Origin of the sequence: Wolbachia endosymbiont (group B) of Sphaerophoria taeniata (genome assembly GCF_947179355.1) — a bacterium.
GTDB lineage: Bacteria > Pseudomonadota > Alphaproteobacteria > Rickettsiales > Anaplasmataceae > Wolbachia.
The window spans coordinates 427,187-449,815 of sequence record NZ_CAMXAW010000003.1; the positions used below are offsets into that span (position 1 = coordinate 427,187).

At 35.1% G+C, this 22,629-nt stretch carries 18 protein-coding genes and 2 tRNA genes; 6 read left to right on the plus strand and 14 right to left on the minus strand.

The annotated features are described in order from the left end of the window. Positions 1–4: 4 nt before the first annotated feature. The 3 genes from ONG75_RS05985 to ONG75_RS05995 all read right to left on the minus strand — a co-directional run bounded on the left by ONG75_RS05985 (position 5) and on the right by ONG75_RS05995 (position 3,554). Complete coding sequence (locus tag ONG75_RS05985) at positions 5–1,165, minus strand: aspartate kinase (RefSeq protein WP_264376010.1); 1,161 nt, start codon at positions 1,163–1,165, stop codon at positions 5–7. 92 nt (positions 1,166–1,257) lie between these two features. Next, a complete protein-coding gene (locus ONG75_RS05990) occupies positions 1,258–2,976 on the minus strand; it encodes a monovalent cation:proton antiporter-2 (CPA2) family protein (protein ID WP_010403808.1) in 1,719 nt (572 codons plus the stop codon). Between the two features lie 5 nt (positions 2,977–2,981). Next, on the minus strand, positions 2,982–3,554 hold the full coding sequence (locus ONG75_RS05995; RefSeq protein ID WP_064085908.1) for a thioredoxin family protein: 573 nt from the start codon (positions 3,552–3,554) through the stop codon (positions 2,982–2,984). Positions 3,555–3,656: 102 nt separating this feature from the next. Between ONG75_RS05995 and tmk the strand changes: the two genes are divergently transcribed. After that, on the plus strand, positions 3,657–4,250 hold the full coding sequence (tmk, locus tag ONG75_RS06000) for a dTMP kinase (protein WP_010403811.1): 594 nt from the start codon (positions 3,657–3,659) through the stop codon (positions 4,248–4,250). A 426-nt stretch (positions 4,251–4,676) separates the two neighbouring features. Here the strand turns inward: tmk and ONG75_RS06005 are convergent, their stop codons facing one another. Together ONG75_RS06005 and ONG75_RS06010 are read right to left on the minus strand one after the other, a co-directional pair. After that, a complete protein-coding gene (locus ONG75_RS06005; protein WP_264375198.1) occupies positions 4,677–4,940 on the minus strand; it encodes a hypothetical protein in 264 nt (87 codons plus the stop codon). 364 nt (positions 4,941–5,304) lie between these two features. Continuing rightward, a tRNA-Met gene (locus ONG75_RS06010) sits at positions 5,305–5,381 on the minus strand. A gap of 96 nt (positions 5,382–5,477) precedes the next feature. Between ONG75_RS06010 and ONG75_RS06015 the strand changes: the two genes are divergently transcribed. From ONG75_RS06015 to ONG75_RS06025, 3 genes are read left to right on the plus strand one after another with little or no spacing between them, the layout of a single operon-like run. Then, a complete protein-coding gene (locus tag ONG75_RS06015) occupies positions 5,478–7,502 on the plus strand; it encodes a ComEC/Rec2 family competence protein (RefSeq protein ID WP_264376011.1) in 2,025 nt (674 codons plus the stop codon). Positions 7,503–7,547: 45 nt separating this feature from the next. Continuing rightward, positions 7,548–9,347, plus strand: coding sequence for a coiled-coil domain-containing protein (locus ONG75_RS06020; protein WP_264730094.1), 1,800 nt, complete (start codon positions 7,548–7,550; stop codon positions 9,345–9,347). Continuing rightward, complete coding sequence (locus tag ONG75_RS06025; RefSeq protein ID WP_405197663.1) at positions 9,347–10,300, plus strand: RluA family pseudouridine synthase; 954 nt, start codon at positions 9,347–9,349, stop codon at positions 10,298–10,300. Before ONG75_RS06020 ends, ONG75_RS06025 begins: the two co-directional genes overlap by 1 nt. A gap of 6 nt (positions 10,301–10,306) precedes the next feature. On the opposite strand, the gene ONG75_RS06030 is transcribed toward ONG75_RS06025, so the two are convergent. The 4 genes from ONG75_RS06030 to ONG75_RS06045 all read right to left on the minus strand — a co-directional run bounded on the left by ONG75_RS06030 (position 10,307) and on the right by ONG75_RS06045 (position 16,217). Then, positions 10,307–10,654: a diacylglycerol kinase gene (locus tag ONG75_RS06030; protein ID WP_064085518.1), complete on the minus strand. Its 348-nt coding sequence runs from the start codon at positions 10,652–10,654 to the stop codon at positions 10,307–10,309. Between the two features lie 271 nt (positions 10,655–10,925). Continuing rightward, positions 10,926–14,213, minus strand: coding sequence for a carbamoyl-phosphate synthase large subunit (gene carB, locus ONG75_RS06035; protein WP_264376013.1), 3,288 nt, complete (start codon positions 14,211–14,213; stop codon positions 10,926–10,928). A gap of 437 nt (positions 14,214–14,650) precedes the next feature. Further along, the gene (locus ONG75_RS06040) at positions 14,651–15,415 is read right to left on the minus strand and encodes an SDR family oxidoreductase (RefSeq protein WP_007302308.1); all 765 of its coding nucleotides are present in this window, start codon (positions 15,413–15,415) and stop codon (positions 14,651–14,653) included. Then, positions 15,402–16,217 (minus strand): YihY/virulence factor BrkB family protein, encoded by an 816-nt coding sequence (locus tag ONG75_RS06045; protein ID WP_264376014.1) that lies wholly within the window; start codon positions 16,215–16,217, stop codon positions 15,402–15,404. The genes ONG75_RS06040 and ONG75_RS06045 overlap by 14 nt, the downstream gene beginning before the upstream one ends. A gap of 128 nt (positions 16,218–16,345) precedes the next feature. Here ONG75_RS06045 and ONG75_RS06050 point away from each other — a divergent pair, with 128 nt between their 5' ends. Next, positions 16,346–16,714 (plus strand): TrbC/VirB2 family protein, encoded by a 369-nt coding sequence (locus ONG75_RS06050; protein WP_007302310.1) that lies wholly within the window; start codon positions 16,346–16,348, stop codon positions 16,712–16,714. Between the two features lie 489 nt (positions 16,715–17,203). Here ONG75_RS06050 and ltrA read toward each other — a convergent pair whose 3' ends face one another. The 5 genes from ltrA to mnmE form a co-directional block, all read right to left on the minus strand. Next, positions 17,204–18,451, minus strand: a complete 1,248-nt coding sequence (ltrA, locus tag ONG75_RS06055; protein ID WP_264336129.1) for a group II intron reverse transcriptase/maturase — start codon at positions 18,449–18,451, stop codon at positions 17,204–17,206. Between the two features lie 43 nt (positions 18,452–18,494). Next, positions 18,495–18,644, minus strand: a complete 150-nt coding sequence (locus ONG75_RS06060) for a hypothetical protein (protein ID WP_264336130.1) — start codon at positions 18,642–18,644, stop codon at positions 18,495–18,497. A 560-nt stretch (positions 18,645–19,204) separates the two neighbouring features. Continuing rightward, positions 19,205–20,209: an NAD(P)/FAD-dependent oxidoreductase gene (locus ONG75_RS06065; protein WP_264376015.1), complete on the minus strand. Its 1,005-nt coding sequence runs from the start codon at positions 20,207–20,209 to the stop codon at positions 19,205–19,207. 170 nt (positions 20,210–20,379) lie between these two features. Next, a tRNA-Ser gene (locus ONG75_RS06070) sits at positions 20,380–20,464 on the minus strand. 47 nt (positions 20,465–20,511) lie between these two features. Next, a complete protein-coding gene (mnmE, locus tag ONG75_RS06075) occupies positions 20,512–21,840 on the minus strand; it encodes a tRNA uridine-5-carboxymethylaminomethyl(34) synthesis GTPase MnmE (protein WP_264376016.1) in 1,329 nt (442 codons plus the stop codon). A 131-nt stretch (positions 21,841–21,971) separates the two neighbouring features. On the opposite strand from mnmE, the gene nuoI reads away from it, so the two are divergent. Then, on the plus strand, positions 21,972–22,454 hold the full coding sequence (nuoI, locus tag ONG75_RS06080; RefSeq protein WP_264376017.1) for an NADH-quinone oxidoreductase subunit NuoI: 483 nt from the start codon (positions 21,972–21,974) through the stop codon (positions 22,452–22,454). Positions 22,455–22,629 lie beyond the last annotated feature (175 nt).

A 22,629-nucleotide genomic window follows, 5' to 3' on the forward strand; every position in this document is an offset into this window, starting at 1 on the left:
GCTGTCATACATCAAGCTCATATTCGGTATGTAAATCTCTAATTAAAGCCTCAGCGTGTTTTTTTTGAACAACTATACTGATCTTGATTTCGGACATTGTGACAGCAAGTATTTCTATCTTTTTTTCGCTTAAAACCTTGAGTGTGCGGTACATCACTTCAGTGTTAGACATAACACCAATACCAATTATTGAAATTTTAGCTATATTATTGTTTACGACATAATTTTCATTTTTGTTCAATAACTTTTTCATTAAATCAACATCAAATTTAGAAATCAAAAAGCTTGACCCATGTATCATGTCAATTTTAACGTTTGCTCCTGCTATATCTCTTAAAGTATCCAGAGTATTTGCAAAGTTAGTAAAAGTTACAAGAGCTTCGTGAGTGCTATAAGTTATTCCAGTAATTAAGTATCTTTCCAGTACATCTTTTTTGTGTAGTACTGTAGTGCCTTCTACTTCCTCAAAAGTGGATAACACCTGCACCTTAATATTATGCTTCATTGCAAGTTGTACTGAACGATTATGCAATATTTTAGCACCAGATGACGACATCTCCAATATTTCATTGTAAGAGATAGATTTAAGCTTGCGTGCCCTTGGAACAATTTTTGGGTCTGCTGTATATATTCCGTCAATATCAGTAAAAATTTCACAAGTCCTAATACCAAAGACTACAGCAAAGGCAATTGCTGAGATATCAGATCCTCCTCTACCAAAAGTAGTGATTCTATCATCGTATATACCCTGAAAACCAGCAATGATTGCAGCAGTATAACCCTCAGCAAAAGATCTTTTTACATGGTCAATTTTTATCTTTTTTATTTTAGACTCAGAATAAAAATTATCCGTTAGAATTGGTAACTGCCAGGCGAGCCATGATTTAGCATTAACTCCGATAGATTGAAGAGTGATAGCTAATAATGCGCAAGAGATCTGTTCTCCTGCTGAAAGGAGAACATCATACTCTGATAACTCTTGTCTACAATTTAAATTTGAAATTTGCCTAGCTTGAAAAGCCATTTGGTCAGTGAATCCTGCAGCAGCAGATACAACAGCGATTACATTACAACCTTTCTCAATATCATTTTTTATCAGGTTTGCAACTCGATTTAAGTCAGTTAGTGAAGTACCACCAAATTTTTTTATGATTATTTTGTTCATAGTTACAATAAGGTCAATTTTTCACCTTTCTAGAGAGTATAGTTGCTTAATTAAATGTGTTTTTTCTGGTCACTAATTAAAGTGATATAGGGCTATTCATCTTTATCATTACCAAGTTCTTTTAACATACTGTAGTTGCCTTTTCTAAATTTACCTTTTAAAGATGTAACTCCACTTTCGCTAATTCCACTTAAACTTAATGCTGCTCCACCTAGCTGCAATCCAATTTCAGATGTTTCGGGAATAATTTTACTAGCCCCTAGATCTTTATAAACCTCCACATTATTCAAATCTGGCAAACGTATTATAATATTTACATGCGGAAAATTTGCTGCAACTAGAGAAACTATTTTCTTTATAGTAACTTCGTTCTTTATCGAAACCACAAGAGCTTGAGCTCTTTCTATTCCTACTGATTTTAAAATTTCATATCTTGTAGCATCTCCAAGATATATAGGAAAACTGTCATTTTTTCCTTCTTTTACTATTTTTGATTGAATATCTACAACAACATAACTTAAATGCTCTGCAGTAAGCATTTTTGTTACCATATATCCCACTCTACCAAACCCAGCAACTATTACGTGATTATAAAGGTCTTGTGTGTCTGTTTCGATTGCTTCATCGTCTAGTATTATTTTTTCAGTGCTAAATGAATTTGCTATCCAGTCTCCAATTCCCGATAAAAGAGGAGTAAAAGCCATAGTTACTGTAGTTACCATCATAAGCACTTGAGCGATTTCACTTGATAGTACATCTAATTCATCTGCTAAACGGAATAAAATAAATGCAAATTCACCGCCTTGTGCAAGCAGTAATCCAGCTTGTATTGCAGGTGCACTTCTAAATCCAAAAAATCTACACAATGTATATATAATGGACGTCTTTAAAACGATAAGGATAATTGATAATAAAGTAACGAGTGGTAACTTATTGAGTAAAAGGTCAATATCAATAGACATGCCAACAGTCATAAAGAATAAACCAAGAAATAAGTCTTTAAATGGCAATACTGCATGTTCTACCGAATTCCTGTGTTCTGTTTCTGCAACTAGTAACCCAGCAACAAATGCGCCTAATGCCATTGATAAATGAAATTGTTCAGTAATAAATGCTGATCCTAATATTATCAGAAGTGTTGTTGATATAAAGATTTCATTACTCTCCATTTTGGCAATAACCGAAAACAATGGCCTCAGTAATAACCTACCAGTTACAAATATCAACACCAATGCAATAGCTGCTTGCACTAATGAGCCTGCCAACGAGCTTATTAAGCTGTGTTCAGAATTGCCAGTAAGCAGGGGCACTAGTACTATTAGAGGTACCACTGCAAAGTCCTGCATTAGTAGCACTGCTATTGACAATCTACCAACTTGGCTTGCTTGAGAACCCTTTTCTTGCAGAACCTGCAACACTATTGCTGTTGAGGATAGTGCAAGTCCACCACCAATAACTGCTGCCATGTTTGTATTTACTCCAAAGGCAAGAGCAATGCACCATATTGCTATCATGGTAACTATAACTTGAAGGGAACCAAACCCAAACACATGCCTACGCATAGCGATAAGGCGTTCAAATGTCAATTCAAGACCTATAATGAACAATAGGAAAACTACGCCAAACTCTGCAAAGTTATCCATTACTTCAACTGAATGTATCAGATTAAATCCATGAGAACCAATCAATGCACCTGCAACAAAGTAACCAAGTACTGGGCTAATATTCATTTTCCAAAACGCTATGACTATAAACACAGCAGCAGAGAGTAAAATTATAATATCAAACAAATGCTGAGAGCCGCTGTGCATAATATTTAACCTGTAGAATTAGACCATTTTATTGAACAACCAATGCTTGATTTTTGGTCAACTGGAGGATTGCTAGTTTCTGCAATAAATTTCATGGCTTGAAATAAATCACTACTTCCTACTTCGTAATTTTGAACTTTCTCTTTTTTTGTGTTGTTAAAACGCCCGCGATAGCAGAGGGCTAGTTTGGAATTAAAGCCAAAAAAATCAGGGGTACAAACAGCACCATACTCTTTAGCTACTTCTTGGTTATTGTCAATCAAATATGGAAATGTAAACTGATTTTCCTTGGCAAAATTAATCATGTTTTCAAAGGAGTCTTCTGGGTACTCATTTACATCATTTGGCATGATTGCAACGGTGTTTACCTGATAATCTTTTTTCAACAAATTAACATCGCTTACTAGATTGCTAATAATTGATTGAACGTAAGGACAGTGATTGCATATAAACATTACAATGAGACCATTTTCCCCATAGCAGTCACTTAATGTATAATATTTGTTATCCACTCCCAGAAGATTGAAATTCTTTGCAGTAAAGTCTAAATCTATCTTAGGAGTGTCTAGCGTAACCATAGCTCATAGAGAATTGTATACCATAATTTATGATCTTATTGCTTAAATGTCAAATGGTTTCTATGTACACTGCTTGCATTTAGCATTGTAATTATAAAATTTATGTTCATAACCTTCGAAGGAATAGATGGTTCTGGTAAAACAACACAGTCTGAGTTACTTGCAAATTATTTCAAGCAAATTCACGGTGAAAATAATGTCGTATTGACTAGAGAACCAGGTGGTACTGATTTTGCAGAAAAAATAAGAGGATTACTACTTAAGGATAATATTGATCCTATTTCTGAACTCTTGCTGCTTATCTCGATGAGGCACGAACATATGAAAAAATTAATATTGCCAGCTCTTAAAGAGGGAAAGACAGTTATTTGTGATCGATTTATCGATTCAACTATTGCGTATCAAGGGTATGGACTAGGTGTTGACTTGAGTCTAATAAGAGACTTACACAAATTAGTGGAAATTAAATATCCAGATATCACATTTATTTTAGATATTGATGTTCAAGTTGGACTCAGCAGAGCAAAGGATAAAAATAAGTATGAAGAAATGAGCATTGATTTCTATCATAAAATTCGAAAAGGATTTCAAGAAATAGCTATAAAAGAATCTAATAGATGTAATGTTATTACTGGAATTGAAAAAAAAAGTGATAATCATGTACACAATGAAATTATTGATATTGCAAAGACTTAGCTATACGTATTGAACTTTTGCTAACCTAAACAGTTACTGCATTAACCTGTGGTAAAAAATTATCAATTTTAGGTGACGTTATTTCATACGAAAGACTCTCTTTTTGATTAGCTAAAAAACTTTGTATTTCATTTTTAGGTTTTTCACTTATTGTTCTATATATTCTTGCGCGATTAATTAGCTCATTTCTACTATTCTTATTGCTTACTTCAGTTATGGTAAAAAATTGATCAAAGTGACTTAAAAGATCCTCGTCTTTTATCGAGGATGCAACGCTATCAATTTCTCTTACATATAAAGCAAGTTTGTGCGCTTTGCTACGATCCTCAAAACAAAAGTACTTTACAAAACTTATTTTTTGTAATATCTCTTGTTTCTGCTAGCAAAAATCCGATTCCGTCTTGGCAATTCACTCTCTTAACTGACTCAGCAGATACCTAGAACATTTTCTACTACAGATTTTTTCTCACAACCAAAAAGAAACGTATAATATCCCATAGACAGAGTCAAGAGAAGGAATATAGCTGGAAGCAAGAATGGAGCAAGTACATTTTGCGATCCAGGAAAGATAAACCAGATAGCAGTTGCTGCTGATACAGCTAAAAATAACCCTGACATAACGAGTTTTATTTTTCTTCTGTATCCGTTATCAATAACCGTATTTACGCCAATAAAAGCCACATCAACCATTGCTCATACCTCACTAAAAGTAATATTAGCTTAATAATAGCATTGTTGTGATAAGAAATCAATATTATGAATATTTTAATTAATTTATAAAATCATCCAACCAAATAGAAAAAAGGCAAAAGAAGTCCCGAATAGCGAGTTTTAATAATTTAAATTGATAATGTACTAACAAGCGTGATTTGGCTAAATGTAGAAAAAATAAAAAAGACATGCAGCCACTATAATTTAATGTAATTCACCAATAAATACCTTAAGTTTTTTACTGAATGTTGCGATTGAGCCTACAGGTCAGAAACAAGCTTTGAGTCAGAAATACCATTGCTATTATAATAAGAGAAATCGCGATGTTTGTACAATTGAAAGATGGTTGCGGGAGTAGGATTTGAACCTACGACCTTCAGGTTATGAGCCTGACGAGCTACCGAGCTGCTCCATCCCGCGTCGTTGCTTATTTATTATTATATGCGTAATAATAATAAATAAAAGAATAAAATCACACTATTACATATATTTATATATCTATTAACCTTTCTTAACATGATAGTAAATTATATACATAACAATCTGTGCAATGAAAAATATAACTTGATATTGTGGTTCCCTGTTTTTCAGTGTGCAGGAATTTTAACCTATTTCTCATTAAATTTTGAACCAAGCTGTGCTTTCACTATATCTATTTTTCTCTTGCTTTCACCTATACTAATTCTGATTGCAATATTATACAGGAAATACGCAATATTATGCATTTCTTTAATTGCAGTGCTCATAGGATTTACAGCCAGCAAATTCAGAACAGATTCAGTTAATACTCACATTCTTGATAAGGAAAGGTATGTGAAAGATATTGTTGCTACAGTGAAGGATATTAACGATAGGGGCTCATATAAACAATTTTTGCTTTATGAAATAAAAAACACGAAGTTCAAGCTGGATAACATCAGAATATCAGTTAAAACCAAAGCGGAAGAAGGCATTAAAATAGGGGATCAAGTAAAATTATCAGCAAAACTCTTTCCTCCAAAAATTGCGCCTTCGGAATATGCATATGATTTTGCAAGAATAGCATATTATCAGAAAATAAGTGCAACAGGCTTTGCAACAAGCAAAATAGTCCTGTACAAAGAGGCTGAAGCAAGAAAATTTCAAGAGTATATAGAATCTTTCCGTCAATATATCTATGAAAACCTACAGCAAAATACCAAAAAGCCACACGCGGACATAATCTCTGCATTATTAATTGGCAAAAAAGACGGGATAGATCAAAAAACTATGAATGCGATACGAGATTCAGGTATAGCACATTTATTCGCTATATCTGGTTTACATTTATCGTTTGTTGCTGGTCTATTTTTTATAGTATTCCGTAATTTATTTGCAATATCTGAAACTTTGACTCTTAAATATAACACTAAAAAAATATCTGCATTCTTTACTATCTTGCCAACTACCTTTTATTTGTTGATTACCGGTATGCAAATTTCTGCTCAGCGTGCCTACATCATGGTGATCTTGGTACTTGTTGCAATAATCATAGAAAGGAAATATCGAGGATTAATAGCAATTGCGTTTGCTGCTTCGGTGATACTCATAGTGGAGCCAGAAGCAATCTTAAAGCCAGGTTTTCAAATGTCATTTTCTGCTGTTTTGGCACTAGTTGCCAGCTATCAGATCAATGCTAATAAGTTATTCAAAATAAAAATAATAAAATATTTTGTGTCGATAATGATCAGCTCAATAATAGCAAGTTTAGCAACTGTTCCGTACACAATATACAATTTTAACTATTTTTCAATCAGTGGCATTATCACAAATTTGATTGCTATACCAATAGTTACACTCATTATTATTCCACTTGGAATAATCTATGTTTTATTGATTCCTTTAGGTACTCAGTGGATTATAACGCCTCTCATGGAACGCCCAATTGACAGCGTTTTATATATAACAAACGCAATTGCCAGTCTTCAGTATTTGGTTATTCCTATTCGCACTTTTCCTGCCTCATTAATTATTATAATAACGCTTGGGCTATTATGGTTATGCTTGTGGGAAAGGAATTGGCGTTTCTTTGGAATTTTCTTTATTGTGCTAGGTATTTTCTCTAGCGCTATGTATACAACTCCTGACATTCTAGTCAGTGCTGATAATCTTGCTGTAAAAGAAGATGACAATTTACTATATTCCCTTACTAGAAAAAACAGAAATTTTGTTGTCAAAACGTGGGCAAAGCAAAACGGGCAGAATCAAATTGTGAATCATACTAAATTCAGTAATTCAAACAAAAGGCTAAAATGTAATGATTATGACTGTATATATAATAAAGGAAATAATAAGTCAGTGTTGCTAGCTCATAAAAGAGAAGATATTTTAGAAAATTGTAACAATGTCGATCTAGTAATTCAGTTAAGCAAGTTTAACTATCCAGCTTGCAATACTAAAATCATCAAATACTCTGACTTAGAGGCATATGGCACACACTCTGTTTGGCTAGCAAATAGTGGCATAAAGGTTAGCAAAGTCCGTTCTAATCGTCCTTGGCATAAGCCAAAAACTTGTTTTTAAAGTATCATTTATATATAATTACTTAATTAGGATGCAAGGAAATTTATGCCTTTAGATACAACAAATCCTTTCAATGTTAAAGTAGATCATAATTTTGCCAAAATAGATGATGCTATTGGTTTTTTTCCTAGGTTATGGCGTGCAACAAAGAAATATTCTGTAAGTAACACTCTACCCATAGCGATTGTAAATATTTGGCTTCAATTTTCTTTGGCTTATGTAGCTGCAATAATAATAACCCATAATGATCTAAGGTTTATTACAGATATTTTTAACCCAACATTCATGCCAATTTACACTTTGGTTTCTATTATTCTTTTAACAACTTTTGTAGCCTCTTCTGCTATGAGATATATGCATAAGCAGGAGATAAAAGAAGGAGAAAAGTTGATAGAGGAATTAATAAATAATAAAATTAGAGGTGGCAAAGACAACGAGATGAGTGAAATCGCTGAAAATGCTCTGAAAATAGAGATAAAACCAAATTTAAGTCTTATAGATTCCAAAAAAGCAAACTTTTCAATAGTTTTGCCAATTTCTGAAAATCAGAAAAAAATATTAGATAATCAAATACAAGAGAATAAAAATAAGGCCATTTTTCTTACCATACCATATGTAATTAGTGCTGTAATTATAGTTGGTGCGTTAATACAAAATAGATTGAGCTTTGCCAATATTCAGGCTTTGGAATGGGTTCCAGTTGTACTGGCTAGTATCATTGCTATCGTTGGAATATGTATAACATTCAGCAAGCTAAAAACCAATGAGATAAACAATAATCATAATATTGTTAAAAAATTTAATAATTTAGATATTCTCTTTCCATGCAGAAGAGGTGGTTTTGTATCGGTAATGGAAAAAAAGACAAAAGATGAGGAAGAAAATGATCCAATATCTCGATTAATAAAATTACTAGATAAGCACTTGACTAATTTTACAGATAAAATTGTTGACTCATTTGATAAGCGCTTAGATGAAGCTAAAGATCTACTTGATAGCAAACTTCTAAAACCTGCAAATGATGAAATTCAAGAAACACTTGTTCATCTACAAGGAATTAGAGGAGACATCAAAAAAGATTTAGATAAGTTGCGTAAGGAAATGATGGTCATTTTAAGCGAAGCTAAAGAGCTGGCAAAAAGAACAAATTCACTAAAAATTGAAAGCATTTTTTCTAGTTTAGAGAATACTATTAAAATCGCTGAAGATAAGGTTGAGCGATTTGAACCAAGCAGATTAGTTGGCTTTTTTCAATCTGGAGAAAGAACAATTAGCGATGATCGTGAGTTCATAGATACATTGGAAAAACAAAAAGAAGAAGCGGAAAAGATAAAGAACGAATTAGAAGAAGAACTAAAAAAAGTAAAAGATGAGCTAGCAGAATTAAAGAATAAACAGACTCAATCAAATGAACCTAATAGCAGTGAAGGCAGTATTACTGCTACTTCTCTTGAAAAACAGCGAGATGAAGAGAAAAAAGCAATAGAAAAACATAGATTATTAAAATCAAAAAAAAGGATGAAAGAGCTGGAGCAAGAAAATGCAAAATTGGAAAAAGAATTATCTGAACAAGAAAAAATGGATGAATGGAGAAAAAAAGTTAACGGTAAAGCAAGTGACTTTCTATATTATTTATTAGAGTCTATTAAGCTAGAAGAAAAAGAAGAAAAGAGGGAGTTAACGCTACGGGATTTTGATAATAAAATAATAATTTACTGGAAAGATGGCTCTCAAACAATTTGCCATATTAAAAAACAAGACGGCCTTCAAATTCAACCTAGTACAAAAGTTGATTTTGTGAATCCAGATGTTCATGCAGCATTCAAAGTAGCTTGCGCAGGGTAGTGACCATAGATATAACCTTAAATGTTAATAGTGACGAAAAAAAATTAAGGCTAGATACTTACATAGCTAAAAAGTGTAACATATCACGCAGTAAAGCACAAAGATTGATACAAGATGAGCGGGTAACATTACTTGGCACGCCGATAATTAATAATGACCACATAGTAAAACCAGGTGAAGAGTATATAGTACATCTCGTTCAACCTGACATATCCACATCAATTGAACCTAACTATAATATAAAGCTTGATATCATCTACGAAGATGGGGACATTATAGTTCTGAGTAAACAAAGTAGATTAACAGTACACCCAGGTGCTGGAACAAACAATAATACACTCCTGAATGCAGTGATCGCTCACCTTGGCAAAATTCCATATATAAATACAAGACCAGGAATTGTTCACAGGCTTGATAAAGATACTAGTGGACTCATGGTAATTGCAAAAAATGAACAATCCCACAGCTTCTTGTCTGAACTGCTATCAAATCGTAAAATAAAACGGGAATACTTAGCAGTAATTTGGGGAGCATTACCTAATCTGCAAGGAACAGTAAAAACCCATATTGCTCCAAAACGCAGTAATAAAGAAATGATGTGTGTCACAAAAACAGCAGGTAAATTAGCAATCACTCATTATTCAGTGAAGAAAATTATAGGGCAAGCAAGCCTGGTTAAATGTACTTTAGAGACAGGCAGAACACACCAAATTCGAGTACACATGAGCCACATAGGACATTCTGTAGTTGGTGATCAAGTTTACGGAAAAAATAGTAGTAAAAGTGAAAAACATGCTAAAAACTCTGACTTTATCCGTAATTTCAATAGACAGGCACTACATGCTCACACGCTAGGCTTATATCATCCAAAAAGTAAAGAATATATAGAATTTGTTTCTGATTTACCACAAGACATGCAAGTCTTAATCGGTGAATTTGAAAATATATCTTAACAACATTCATATCAATATTATCATCCATGTTATCAAGAAGTTAATTAATGAGAGAAAAACTGCTGCACTACCTAGATCTTTCACTTTTTTTGAAAGTATATGTTGTTCACTGGAAATACGCTCAATTATTGTTTCAAAAGCAGTGTTAATAATTTCTACAATTAACACCAAAAATAGGCTACTTACCATTACTGCACGTTCTAAATTACTTACATCTAAAACAAACAAAGTTGAAACACATATTATAAAAAGCAGTAACTCCTGTCTGAACGCAACTTCTGATACAAAAGCTGATTTTATTCCTTCACAGGAGTATTGAATTGCTTTTATTAGACGAGTAATGCTTTTCTTCATTATCAATTTTGGAAACTCAATGAATTACACTTATTGCACTCAGGTAAAAAATGCATGAAAACACCTTTCAGTCGTGATCACTTACAAAGATTTTTAAGTTAAAGTCTAGCATATTGTTTGAATCAAGAAAATTAGTACAAAGCCTTTCAACAAACGCTCAAGGCAGTTATATATTGATACTGACACAAAAATCCTTTAATTAAATTTCTCTCTCCTTAGCTTACACGATCCTCATTTTGAAATAAGTAATAATTTATTATAGTCTTGATATTTAAATATTTTGTATCTGCTGTAATGATTTCACTTCCAATTTGCTATTCTTTACATATTGAATTGCAAGCGCTAACGCTTTACTCCCAGAAGCTGTGGTGCTATAAGCTATATTTTGCAAAATAGCAGTTCTCCTGATATCTTTGCTATCTGAGACTGATTTCACACCTTTTGAAGTATTGATTACTAGATTTATTTTTCCATCTTTGAGCATATCAACTATGTGGGGTCTGCCTTCTCTCACTTTATTTACAGCTTTTGCAGCAATGCCGTTATTGTTCAGATGCAAAGCTGTGCCTTTGGTGGCATATATTTCAAAACTCAGTTCTTTCAACATTCGTACAACAGGCAATATATACTCTTTATCATCATCTTTTACTGAAACCAGAGCTGTTCCTTCTGTTGGTAACTTGTATCCCGCAGCCATGTGCACTTTTGCAAGTGCAGCTCCGAAAGATAAGTCAATTCCCATCACTTCTCCTGTTGATTTCATTTCAGGACCAAGTAAAGTGTCAATTCCCGAAAAACGCGTAAATGGAAAAACAGCAGCTTTAACTGCAAAATGATTGAAAGGCTTGTTTTCCTGATTCAATTTTTTACCCAAAATAACCTGAGTGGCAAGCTTTGCAATAGGAATATTGATTACCTTGGAAATAAAAGGAACTGTACGGCTAGCCCTTAAATTCACTTCAAGTATGTATACATCACTCTCTTGAACAGCAAACTGAATGTTTATCAGACCTTTCACTTTTAATGCTAATGCTATTCTCTCAGTTTGGAGCTCGATCTCTTTTATTACTTCGTCACTCAATGTATTTGTCGGTATTGAACATGTTGAATCGCCAGAGTGGATACCAGCTTCTTCAATATGCTCCATAACCGCTGCAATGAAAACTCTTTCCCCATCACATACAGCATCAACGTCAACCTCAACTGCATTGACTAAAAATTTATCAAGAAGCAGCGAACCATGCTCAAAGATTTTAGTGTGATTCAGGACGTACTCTTTGAAGCTATCAATATCATGCAAAATTGACATAGACTGACCACCAAGGACATAGGATGGCCTCACTACTAATGGAAACCCCACCTTTTCTGCGTTGATTAACGCTTCTTCCACTGAATGACAGATAGAATTTTCAGGTTGTTTTAAATTAAGTTGCAAAGCAAGATTTTTAAATCTCATGCGATCTTCTGCAAGGTCAATAGAATCAAAAGATGTACCCAAGATATTAAAACCTCTTTCGTTCAGCACTTTGGCTAATTTTAAAGGCGTTTGACCACCTATTTGAACTATTACACCAACTAGTGTGCCATTTTCTTGCTCTTTACTTAGTATTTCAAGCACATCCTCTGCAATGAGTGGTGCAAAATATAAACGATCAGCGGTATCATAATCAGTTGAAACGGTTTCGGGATTGCAGTTAATCATTATTGTTTCGTATCCCATTTCTTTGGTGGCAGAAACTGCATGAACGCATGCATAATCAAACTCAATACCTTGACCAATGCGATTTGGACCACTTCCTAAAATGACAACCTTTTCTCGGTCAGAAATGTCCGCTTCGCATTCTGCCCTGTTTGTAATGTCTCCCTCATAACATCCATACATATAAGCAGTGCTCGATTCAAATTCAGCTGCACAGGTATCTACACGTTTATAAACTGGATTAACACCAAATTTTTTCCTCATTGCTTCAATTTGCTCTGATGTCATTCCAGTGCGTGACACTGGAATCCACCTATTTTTTTCTTGGATCCCAGCTGGGATGACAGAGGTAGGTCTATTACTTAACTTTGCGAGCCTTGCATCTGAGAAGCCCATTTTTTTCAGCTCTAATATTTCATATGCAGTTTCAGGAAGGCCGTTTTCCTTGATTTTTTGTTCAGCTAATATAATTTGCTGTATATTTTGCAAAAACCATAAATCATAACCTGTAATCGAATTTATTTCTTCTATGCTAATTCCGTGGCGCATTGCGTCAGCAGCAATCAGTAATCTGTTTGGCAGCAATTTTGCTAACTGAGATTTAATATCTGTGTCTTCAGAAAACACTTCATCAAGTCCCGTGAGCCCTGTTTCAAGTGAGCGAAAAGCTTTCTGCAGTGACTCATTAAAAGTACGGCCGATTGACATCACTTCTCCCACTGATTTCATGGAGGTTGATAATTCACAATTTGTCCCCTTAAATTTCTCAAACTCAAATCGAGGAATTTTAGTGACGATATAATCAATCACTGGTTCGAATGCTGCTGGTATTATTGGAGCACAGTCGTTACGTATTTCATCGAGCGAATAGCCAATAGCAAGTTTAGTGACAACTTTTGCAATAGGATAGCCTGTTGCTTTTGAGGCAAGTGCAGAAGAGCGAGAAACCCTTGGATTCATTTCAATTACAACGAGGCTTCCATCTTCTTTAGGATTCACTGCAAACTGAACATTTGCACCACCGGCACTAACATCAATTTCCCTCAGCACTGCTATAGATGCATTTCTCATTTGTTGATATTCAGCATCACGCAGAGTCAAAGCAGGAGCAACTGTGATACTATCTCCGGTGTGCACTCCCATTGGATCAACATTTTCTATTGAACACACTATTATACAGTTATCCTTGCAGTCACGGATAACTTCCATTTCATATTCCTTCCAGCCGATAATTGATTCATCTATCTGAACTTCATTTATTGGTGAAATTTTTAGAGCACTTTCTGTGATATTGAAAAACTCCTCTTTATTGTATGCTATGCCACTACCTGCGCCACCAAGAGTGAATGATGAACGGATGATTGCTGGTAATCCAATGTAATCCAAAGCCTTTTTTATTTGTTCTTGATTTTTTATAATGATACTTTTGGGGTATTTTAGCCCTATTTTATCCATGGATTGGCGAAATAATTCTCTATCTTCCGCTTTTTTTATTGCTTCTCTATTTACCCCTATTAATTCTACGTTGTATTTGTCTAACACTCCATCATCTGCAAGTTTTATTGCACAATTAAGTGCTGTTTGCCCTCCCATTGTTGGTAATATTGCGTCTGGCCTCTCCTTAATTATAATTTTTTCTATGATTTCAGGTAGTACCGGCTCAATATAAGTTGCATCAGAGAATTCAGGATCTGTCATTATAGTTGCGGGGTTGGAGTTAACCAAAATGACTTTATAACCTTCACTTTTTAATACTTTACAGCTTTGCGTTCCAGAATAATCAAACTCGCATGCCTGACCTATAACTATTGGGCCTGCTCCTATTACTAATATAGATTCTATATCTGTGCGTTTTGGCATAATTACAATAACGATCTCTATTCAAGTAATGTTACCAATCTTTCCTGTATATGTGAATTTTTATTAAACCTATTAGCTAACTACTTTTAGGCTTGACGCATAACTGTACGAACATTGCAATTTGCGTGGCAGATTCCAGTGCTTGACACACAGCTGTACAAACATTCATTTTTGAAGGTAAATTGCACAGCAAATGATGTCATTCAAGTAGCTGACACTGGTTCCTTTATGACGGCAGTGCCCAGAGGTGTCATCCCAGTCTGGGATCCAGAAAACTTAACTTTAAATAAGTGGCCGCACAATAAAGACTAGATTCCAGTGTCAAACACTGGAATGACACCATAGAGGCACTGGGATGACATCCTTCCTAGTGGACTCAAATCACAATGTTCATACAGTTGTGGGCTTAACGGTATCTTTGCAGATACTATGGTAATTTACTCGGGAGATTTGCTAAGTGGTAAGATTTGTCCTGATATGCTACAATCTTCAGAAGCAAGTTCCACAAATTTGTCTGTCAGTTTATCAGGTGGCACCAATTCAGATATATCTTTTCCCGGAAATGCTTGCTTATACATTTCACTATCGATAGGCTCTTCCGAATACACGGCATTTATGCACAAATTCGTATGTTTTGTCTCAGATGCATATATCTTGACCATTGCTTCTAGTGCAACTTTACTTGCAGCATATGGCATCCAATATGGATAAGAGGAAGGAGAAAGTGTTATCTTTGAGGTCATGAATATCGCTCTTCCAGCATTAGACTTTTTTAGTATCGGACCCAAATTTTTTAGCAAGTACCAACTGGCAGTAAAATTTGTATTCATTACCTTCTGTAGATCTTCAAGCTCACAATCGTGAACAGGGCTCAACTTACATAAAATTTCAGTGCATGTAATCAGTATATCAAGTGTGCCAGATTCTGATAATTTTGGGCTTTCTATCATATTTGCCAGTTTTTCTACGTTTTCAAAGTCTAAAAGATCAAGCTGAATTAGTTTCACATAGCCTTCTTTAAGCTCTTCAATTTCATTATACAGTGGCTTGAGGTGATCGATAAACCTTGAAATCAGAATCACACATGCACCTTCTCTTACAAACCTTTTTGCAACAGCAGAGCCTATTCCACCTGAAGCCCCGGTAATTAAAGCTACTTTACCTTCTAACTTACCCATTTCTTTCTCCTTAGCAAGATCCATTGAAATATTTTAGCTGAAAATTAAATTTTGCTCCATATATAAAAATCAAACTTAGCATATAAAAAAATAGTAACGATACTACCACACCACCTAAACTTCCATATATCAAATTCAGTTGATCAAAGGAAGCTTTTAAATATTGCTTGAAAGCTGAAGCAGAGATCGTCCAAAGAATAACAGCCACACAAGATCCGGGAAATACGTCTGATAAGTTTTGCTTTATGTTTGGCAATGTAAAATATAGCCAAGATACTATAGTAAAAAGCACAAACTCAATAAGTAAATATCTAGTATAACTTAGCCCTTGGTAAGAAAAATCAATTAACATTGGCACTAATGTAAAAAATACTATAGTCAGAGTTGTAACAAGCGTAATTACTAAAAATTGTAATATACTGAGCACCCTTCTCCATATATAAGGCGATGAAACCGGAACTTTATAGGCCTTATTCAATATCGTTCTAAATCCTTCAATTGTCGATGAGGCAGTCCAAACAGCGCCTACAATTGCCAAGGTTAATAAGCTTTGCGGAGGGCCTGATATTATCTCCCTAATACGTGGCATCAAAGATGATAAAATATCCTGTGGCATGTTATCAATAATAAATGCCCAGCCGACATTGTATTGATCTAAGAAATTTGCGAACGTTGATGCCATGGCTATTAAAACAATAAGAAAAGGAAATATTGATAACAGGATTAAAAATGATAGATACCCTGCATGCTCCACTCCATCATTATAAATTGTGTCAATTAAAGCACGATAAAGGCAATAAACGATACTATAAAATTTCTGTAGCACTTGTAATATAAATAAACTAAGAAAAGTATTCTAAATGAAATAAAGCATACTTTTAAGTAAAAAATCCTCACCGTTTACTTAAATTTAATCAAAATGATAGATAATCCAGCGTTAAATACGGAGGCATAATGAAAAATTTTCTTCTACTTGTAGCTTTAATTCTCTCTTTTGCGTTTGATGCAAGCGCTGATGAAACATCAGCAGTAATATGTAAGATAGTAGACTATACTCACAGCATAGGTGGACCGATGATTACAGTAGTGATAATTGGTGCAGCCTTGCTTGCAATATTTGGCAGAATGCCATGGCCAGCACTTTTTGCACTCGGTGCATTTACTGCTGTGTTTTTTGGTGCACCTAAAATTGTGAGCGTGATAGCACCAGGTGTAGCAGAAGCTTGCATAAGTTGCCCTAGTAATCAGGAAATGATCAATGGTACATGTGTTGCAAAATGTGCTGGAAACAAAAGACGTAATGCATCAGGACAATGTAGTTGATGATTTGAGACAGATAGTAAAAATAGTGCTTAAGAGGGGCGCTACTTTTACATTATATCATAAACCTTTGTTGAGATTCCCTTCACTTGAAAGTGGCTAAAATGGCCACTTTCACTGTCTATAACTACCTAATAAATTCTCTTTCTGTAATCATATCAGTTAAAGTCTAGATTCCAGCGTCACGCGCTAGAATGACACCATTTGCTACGCAATTTACTTTCAAAAATGAATGCTCGTACAGCTGTGTGTCAGCTACTTACATAACACCTCTCGAAAATTACTTTAGCTACAAATATTAAAAAATTTACCAAGCAAAAAAAAGCAAAAAAGTCCCCGTGTAACGAGTTTTAATAATTTAAATTGATAATGTGCTAACAAGCGTGATTTGGCTTAATGTAGAAAAAATTTGGAGAGTAGACCGGCGGAGCTTCCCCACCAGTCTCTCGCAGAACTGTACGTAAACCTCTCAATTTATACAGCTCCCGTTATTCAGCCTTTTGATCCCAATCCTAGTGTCCAGTGATAGAAAATATTTGGAGACCTCTTTCTCACTTTTGCTAGAAATTGCTTTGCTAGTCTTCCATGATTTCGAAGTTTCTTATATTTGGCTCTGACCCATCCTACTAGGTGCCACTCTACATTTCTAAGAGATGGATACATCTCTGATTTATAAAACCTGCCATAGTACTGATACCAGCCTCGGACTATAGGATTTATTTTCTTTGATATTTTCTCTAGTGTTGTATATGTTTGCCTACGTATTTTCCATGACCTTATGGTTTGGTTGATCTTCTTCTTGGCTTTGTTGCTAATTGCAGGTAGAAATGAGACAAAATAGTTTCCTATTTTATTGTTCTTTGCCAGTCTAGGTCTGAACGTGTAACCCAGAAAGTCAAAGCTCTGTATTGGAAACACATCTCTCCTATTGTCATCCTTACAGTACACTATTTGTGTCTTTTCAGGATGTAATTTTAGCTTAAACTCAGCCAATCTTTCTTCGATCTTGTCTTTTATGAATTTTGCCTGTTTCTGGGTTTTACAGTGCACCATTGCATCATCTACATATCTCTCAAATGGTATTGTTGGGTAGTTTTGCCTCATCCACATATCAAATGCATGATGCATAAATATGTTAGAAATGATTGGGCTTACAGAACCTCCTTGTGGAACTCCCTTATTCCTAACTACCTTACTGCCATCTGCTAGTTGAATCGGGGCTTTCATCCACCTTTCCACGTACAGTATGACCCACTTGCAATCTGTATGCTTCTTGATAGTTTGCAGTGCTAACACATGATCCAGATTGTCGAAAAATCCAGAAATATCAAGATCTATCGTCCAATCACTTCTCCAACATCTCTTACACGCTGTACTTACCGCATCCAGTGCAGACTTGTTTGGTCTATAACCATACGAATCTTCGTGAAATTCCGGCTCTACTAACGGTTCGAGATACATAGTAGCTGCTGTTTGCCCTATCCTGTCGAATACTGAAGGAACACATAAAGTTCTTTGTCCTCCTGTATCTTTTGGTATCGCAACAGCTTTTACTGGTTCTGGAAAATAACTTCCGGATGACATCCGATTCCACAGTTTGTATAGATTATCTTTTAGATTTTCTTCAAACTTTGTTATCGAGACCTCATCTACACCTGCCGCACCTCTGTTTTTGGATACTTGTTTATAAGCTTTCCAAATCAGTTGCTTTGGTATGTCAAAAGATTTTGTTTTATTCATTAACTCTTCCCTTTCGGTTGATAAATAATTAAAACTAAATAACTCAGCCCCTTCGCTCCATTTCCATTACAAAAACTTCTTCACTACTACGAGCTAATCCGCCCCTGTTTTTCGCATCAGTACTCTCTTCCTTAGAGTTCAGCTCCTTGGACTTCTCCCTTATCATCGAAACGACAGGTTCCCATAGTTCCACACAATAGCCTGAAATAGGTTCATGCCACCTATATGCCGGATGCCACCTACCCAGTAGACAAGTTCCCGATAGGCTTATCCCAAGTTACTTTTTCTCCCCTGGTTTTGACATCATCGCATTACCTTTCGACGTGTAATCAGTGGTTCACTTGCGTTCATCTCTCTATTTCACACATGACGCATAATTACGCCTTTTCCATAACGCTCACTACCTTGGCTCTTTACCAAAGCAGCTTATGGTTGTTTGAAGCCTGCTCTTGTAAACCGGCTCCGAGGGGCCCACCCTCATCTATTGTGCAGCTTTCGCACTTAGTTTGCTCTTTCCTGAACATTCCTTGTGTCTCTACGGCACACAAAAAGCCGCTATAATTTTTATGTAATTTGCCAATAAATATTTGAGTTTTTTACTGATTTTTTGATTGAGCCTGCAGGTCAAAAATAAGGATAAATACTCTTATTATCATGGCAAGGGAGTTAGGGGAATTTATAAAGTAATCTTTTTCGTTTGTATTCCCTTATGCTTGAGATAACTGCATGCAGGTTCATGGATCTCTTTACTCTTTAATTTCGATGAATTCCCTTTGAAGTTGAATATTGAAAATTAACTGGAGAATTGTGAATTACTTTGTATATGTGATAACAAGCCATGGCGCTCTCAGCAAAGCCATTTAGTATCAATTTTAGTTTGCCTGGATAAGTAGCTATATCTCCGATTGCATATATTCTATCTCTACTGGTTCTAAGTGTAGCTGGGTCGACAGTTATGCGGCCATGTTCTAACTCTATACCCCAACTGTTTATTGGCCCAAGATTCATTGACAATCCAAAAAATGGCAGCAGAAAATCAGCGGATATTTCTTTTTCTTCCTTAGAGGCAATGTTTTTTACTATCACTGCGCTCAACTGCCCATTACCTCCTGCTAGTTCGTGTAATTGATATGGCACTACCAGTTCTATCTTTCCATTATTTTCAAGTGATTCTAATTTATTTCTAGTTTCAGGAGTGCAGCGAAATTCCTTTCTCCTATGTATCACATAAATTTTCTTTGCAACTTTAGAAAGTTCTACAGTCCAATCAGCCGCAGAATCCCCCCCCCCTGCAATGACTATAGTTTTGTCCTGAAAATCAGAAATTTTATTTACATTATAAAATACAGATTTATTTTCATATTCTAATATACCACTTAAGGGTGGACGGTTAGGTTCAAACATTCCGTTACCTGCAGCAATGATAACGGCTTTGCATTTTACCTCTGTACCTATGTTCGTTATGATAGTAAAGTTTTCACCTTCGTTATTTGAAATCTTTTCCACTTTTTGACTTAAATGGTAAACAGGCTCAAACGGTGAAGCTTGCTCCATTAGTCGCTCAATTAATTTTTGGGCAGTAATTACAGGATAACCAGGTATATCATATATTGGCTTTTCTGAGTAAAGAGCTGTGCATTGTCCTCCTGCTTGATCCAAAACATCTATTACATGACATCTCATATCAAGCATTCCCGCTTGAAAAGCAGTAAATATTCCAACAGGCCCTGCACCTATTATTACGATATCGGTTTCCATATTCAGATGGTGATCTATTTATAGATATTAGCTTTCTTTGCTAACAAGGTCAATTTACAAAGGGATTTATTTTTAAAAGATGTGGCTAGATTAGATAAGATTTACAGCGTTACGAACCATCTAAATAAGCTCTAAAAATTAACTAACATTTTAAATCTGAGAAGTAAGTGCGGACGGAATGGGATTCGAACCCATGGTACGTTTCCGTACGTCAGTTTTCAAGACTGGTGCCTTAAACCGCTCGGCCATCCGTCCACCTCTTTTTTACCACAATATTTAATTTCAAGCAATCTATAAAAATCTTACTTGCCTACACAAAAGCTACTAAACACACTATCCAATATTTCCTCAACATTAATAATTCCAATTACTGCACCAAGTTCAAATGCAGCAAGCCTCAAGTCTTCAGATATCAACTCAATTGGATTATAGATATTAAAACGCTGTAAATGTTCCAGTGCTTTCTGCATGTGATTCCTATGTCTTTGCCGAGTAATCACAGGAGTGTCTCTATCATGCCCAAATTTTTCCTTTGCCTTCTCTTTTATGAGAGAGATCAATTTGTTTGTACCTATTCCCTTTAGAATAGAAATGGGTAAAAGATCTATGCCATTAATTTTTATATTGTGATTATTGATAACATCGTCAGCTTTGCTCAATACATAAATAGTATCGCTATTTACAACGTTGCAATTGATATTATGACGCTGTTCAAAAGGAAATAGTTCTATTCTTAAATCAGCTTCAAAAGACCTTTTTTTCGCTCGACTTATACCTTCTGATTCTATTGGATCTGAACTCTCACGAATTCCAGCAGTATCAGAGAGAATGATTGGGTATCCACCAATGTCAATATGAGCTTCAAGTATATCTCTTGTTGTGCCTGCATATTCAGAAACAATAGCAATATCACGCTTGGCTAAGAAATTAAACAGAGTTGATTTACCGACATTTGGTTCACCAGTTATTACAATATGTAAACCCTCACGCAACCTTTCGCCCCGTCTATTATCATTTAAATGCTCTTGTATCAACTGCACGAGAGATTGCACTTCATTATTAATTTTTTCCAATTCACTTTTTTCTGCCCAAATGTTCTCTGGAAAGTCTATATATGCTTCGATTTTGGATTGTATCGTTATTAATCTTTGCCTCCAATTGCTGTATAGTCTCTCCAATTCTCCTGATATCTGCTTAATCGCTTGTTTAGCTTGCATTTTCGTCTCAGCATCAATTAAGTCTGCAATCCCTTCTATTTGCGTTAAGTCAAATTTACCATTTAGAAAAGCCCTAAGTGAGAATTCTCCAGGCCTGGCCATAACGAAAATTTTTGATAATTCCTCCAAGATGATTTTTATGACGGCCTTGCTTCCATGCACTTGTAACTCTATAACATCCTCGCCAGTGAAACTGTTTGGAGCAGGGAAATAGATGATTATTCCATTATCTATCAATTGACTGGAATCATCATATAGATCAACTAAAGTAGCAAATCTTGGTTTAATTTCTTTCTTAATATGAAAATGATTTAAAGCTTTAAGCGCGTAGTTGCCTGAAATTCTGACTACTGCAACTCCTGACTTACCAAATACGGTCGATAAAGCGAAAATAGTTTCATTTGTGTTTGTCATTATTGATATAAACTACTTAGCAATATTACACTTAAGAAACCAAAATACCTAAAAAGTCACCCAGGTGAAAATATTTATTTTGAAAACTGATAATATGATTTATAATGACTGACACAAGTTTTAAATATTTTATGCTCAAGAAATTAGCTTGGTACTGGTCTTTTGTAGAGTTAATTAAAGGGTTTGTTATTACATTAAAATATATGTTTAAGCCAAAGGTTACTTTGAGGTATCCTATAGAGAAGGGCCCTTTAAGTCCAAGGTTTCGTGGTGAGCATGCGTTGCGTAGGTATCCAAATGGTGAAGAACGATGCATAGCTTGTAAGTTATGCGAAGTTATCTGCCCTGCTCAATCAATAGTTATTGAAGCAGAGGAAAGAGAAGACGGTAGTCGCCGCACCACACGCTATGATATTGACATGACAAAATGCATATATTGCGGACTTTGCCAAGAAGCATGTCCAGTTGACGCAATTGTGGAGGGTCCTAACTTTGAATTTGCTACTGAAACAAGAGAGGAGCTAATGTACAATAAAGAAAAGCTATTGCGTAATGGTGAAGTTTGGGAAGAAGCAATTGCACTCAGGTTAAAAAAGAACAGGCCGTATTATTAACTAGGTATGTCAACAATTAAAATTTCTTACAGCAAGTATGTAATAGATCTCTTGTACAACTGTTATTTAACTGAAAGATCAGTAGCTCACCTTTTGGTGTCATTCCAGCGCGTGACGCTGGAATCTAGAAAAGAAAGAAACATGGATCCCAGTGTCAAGCACTGGGATGACAAAA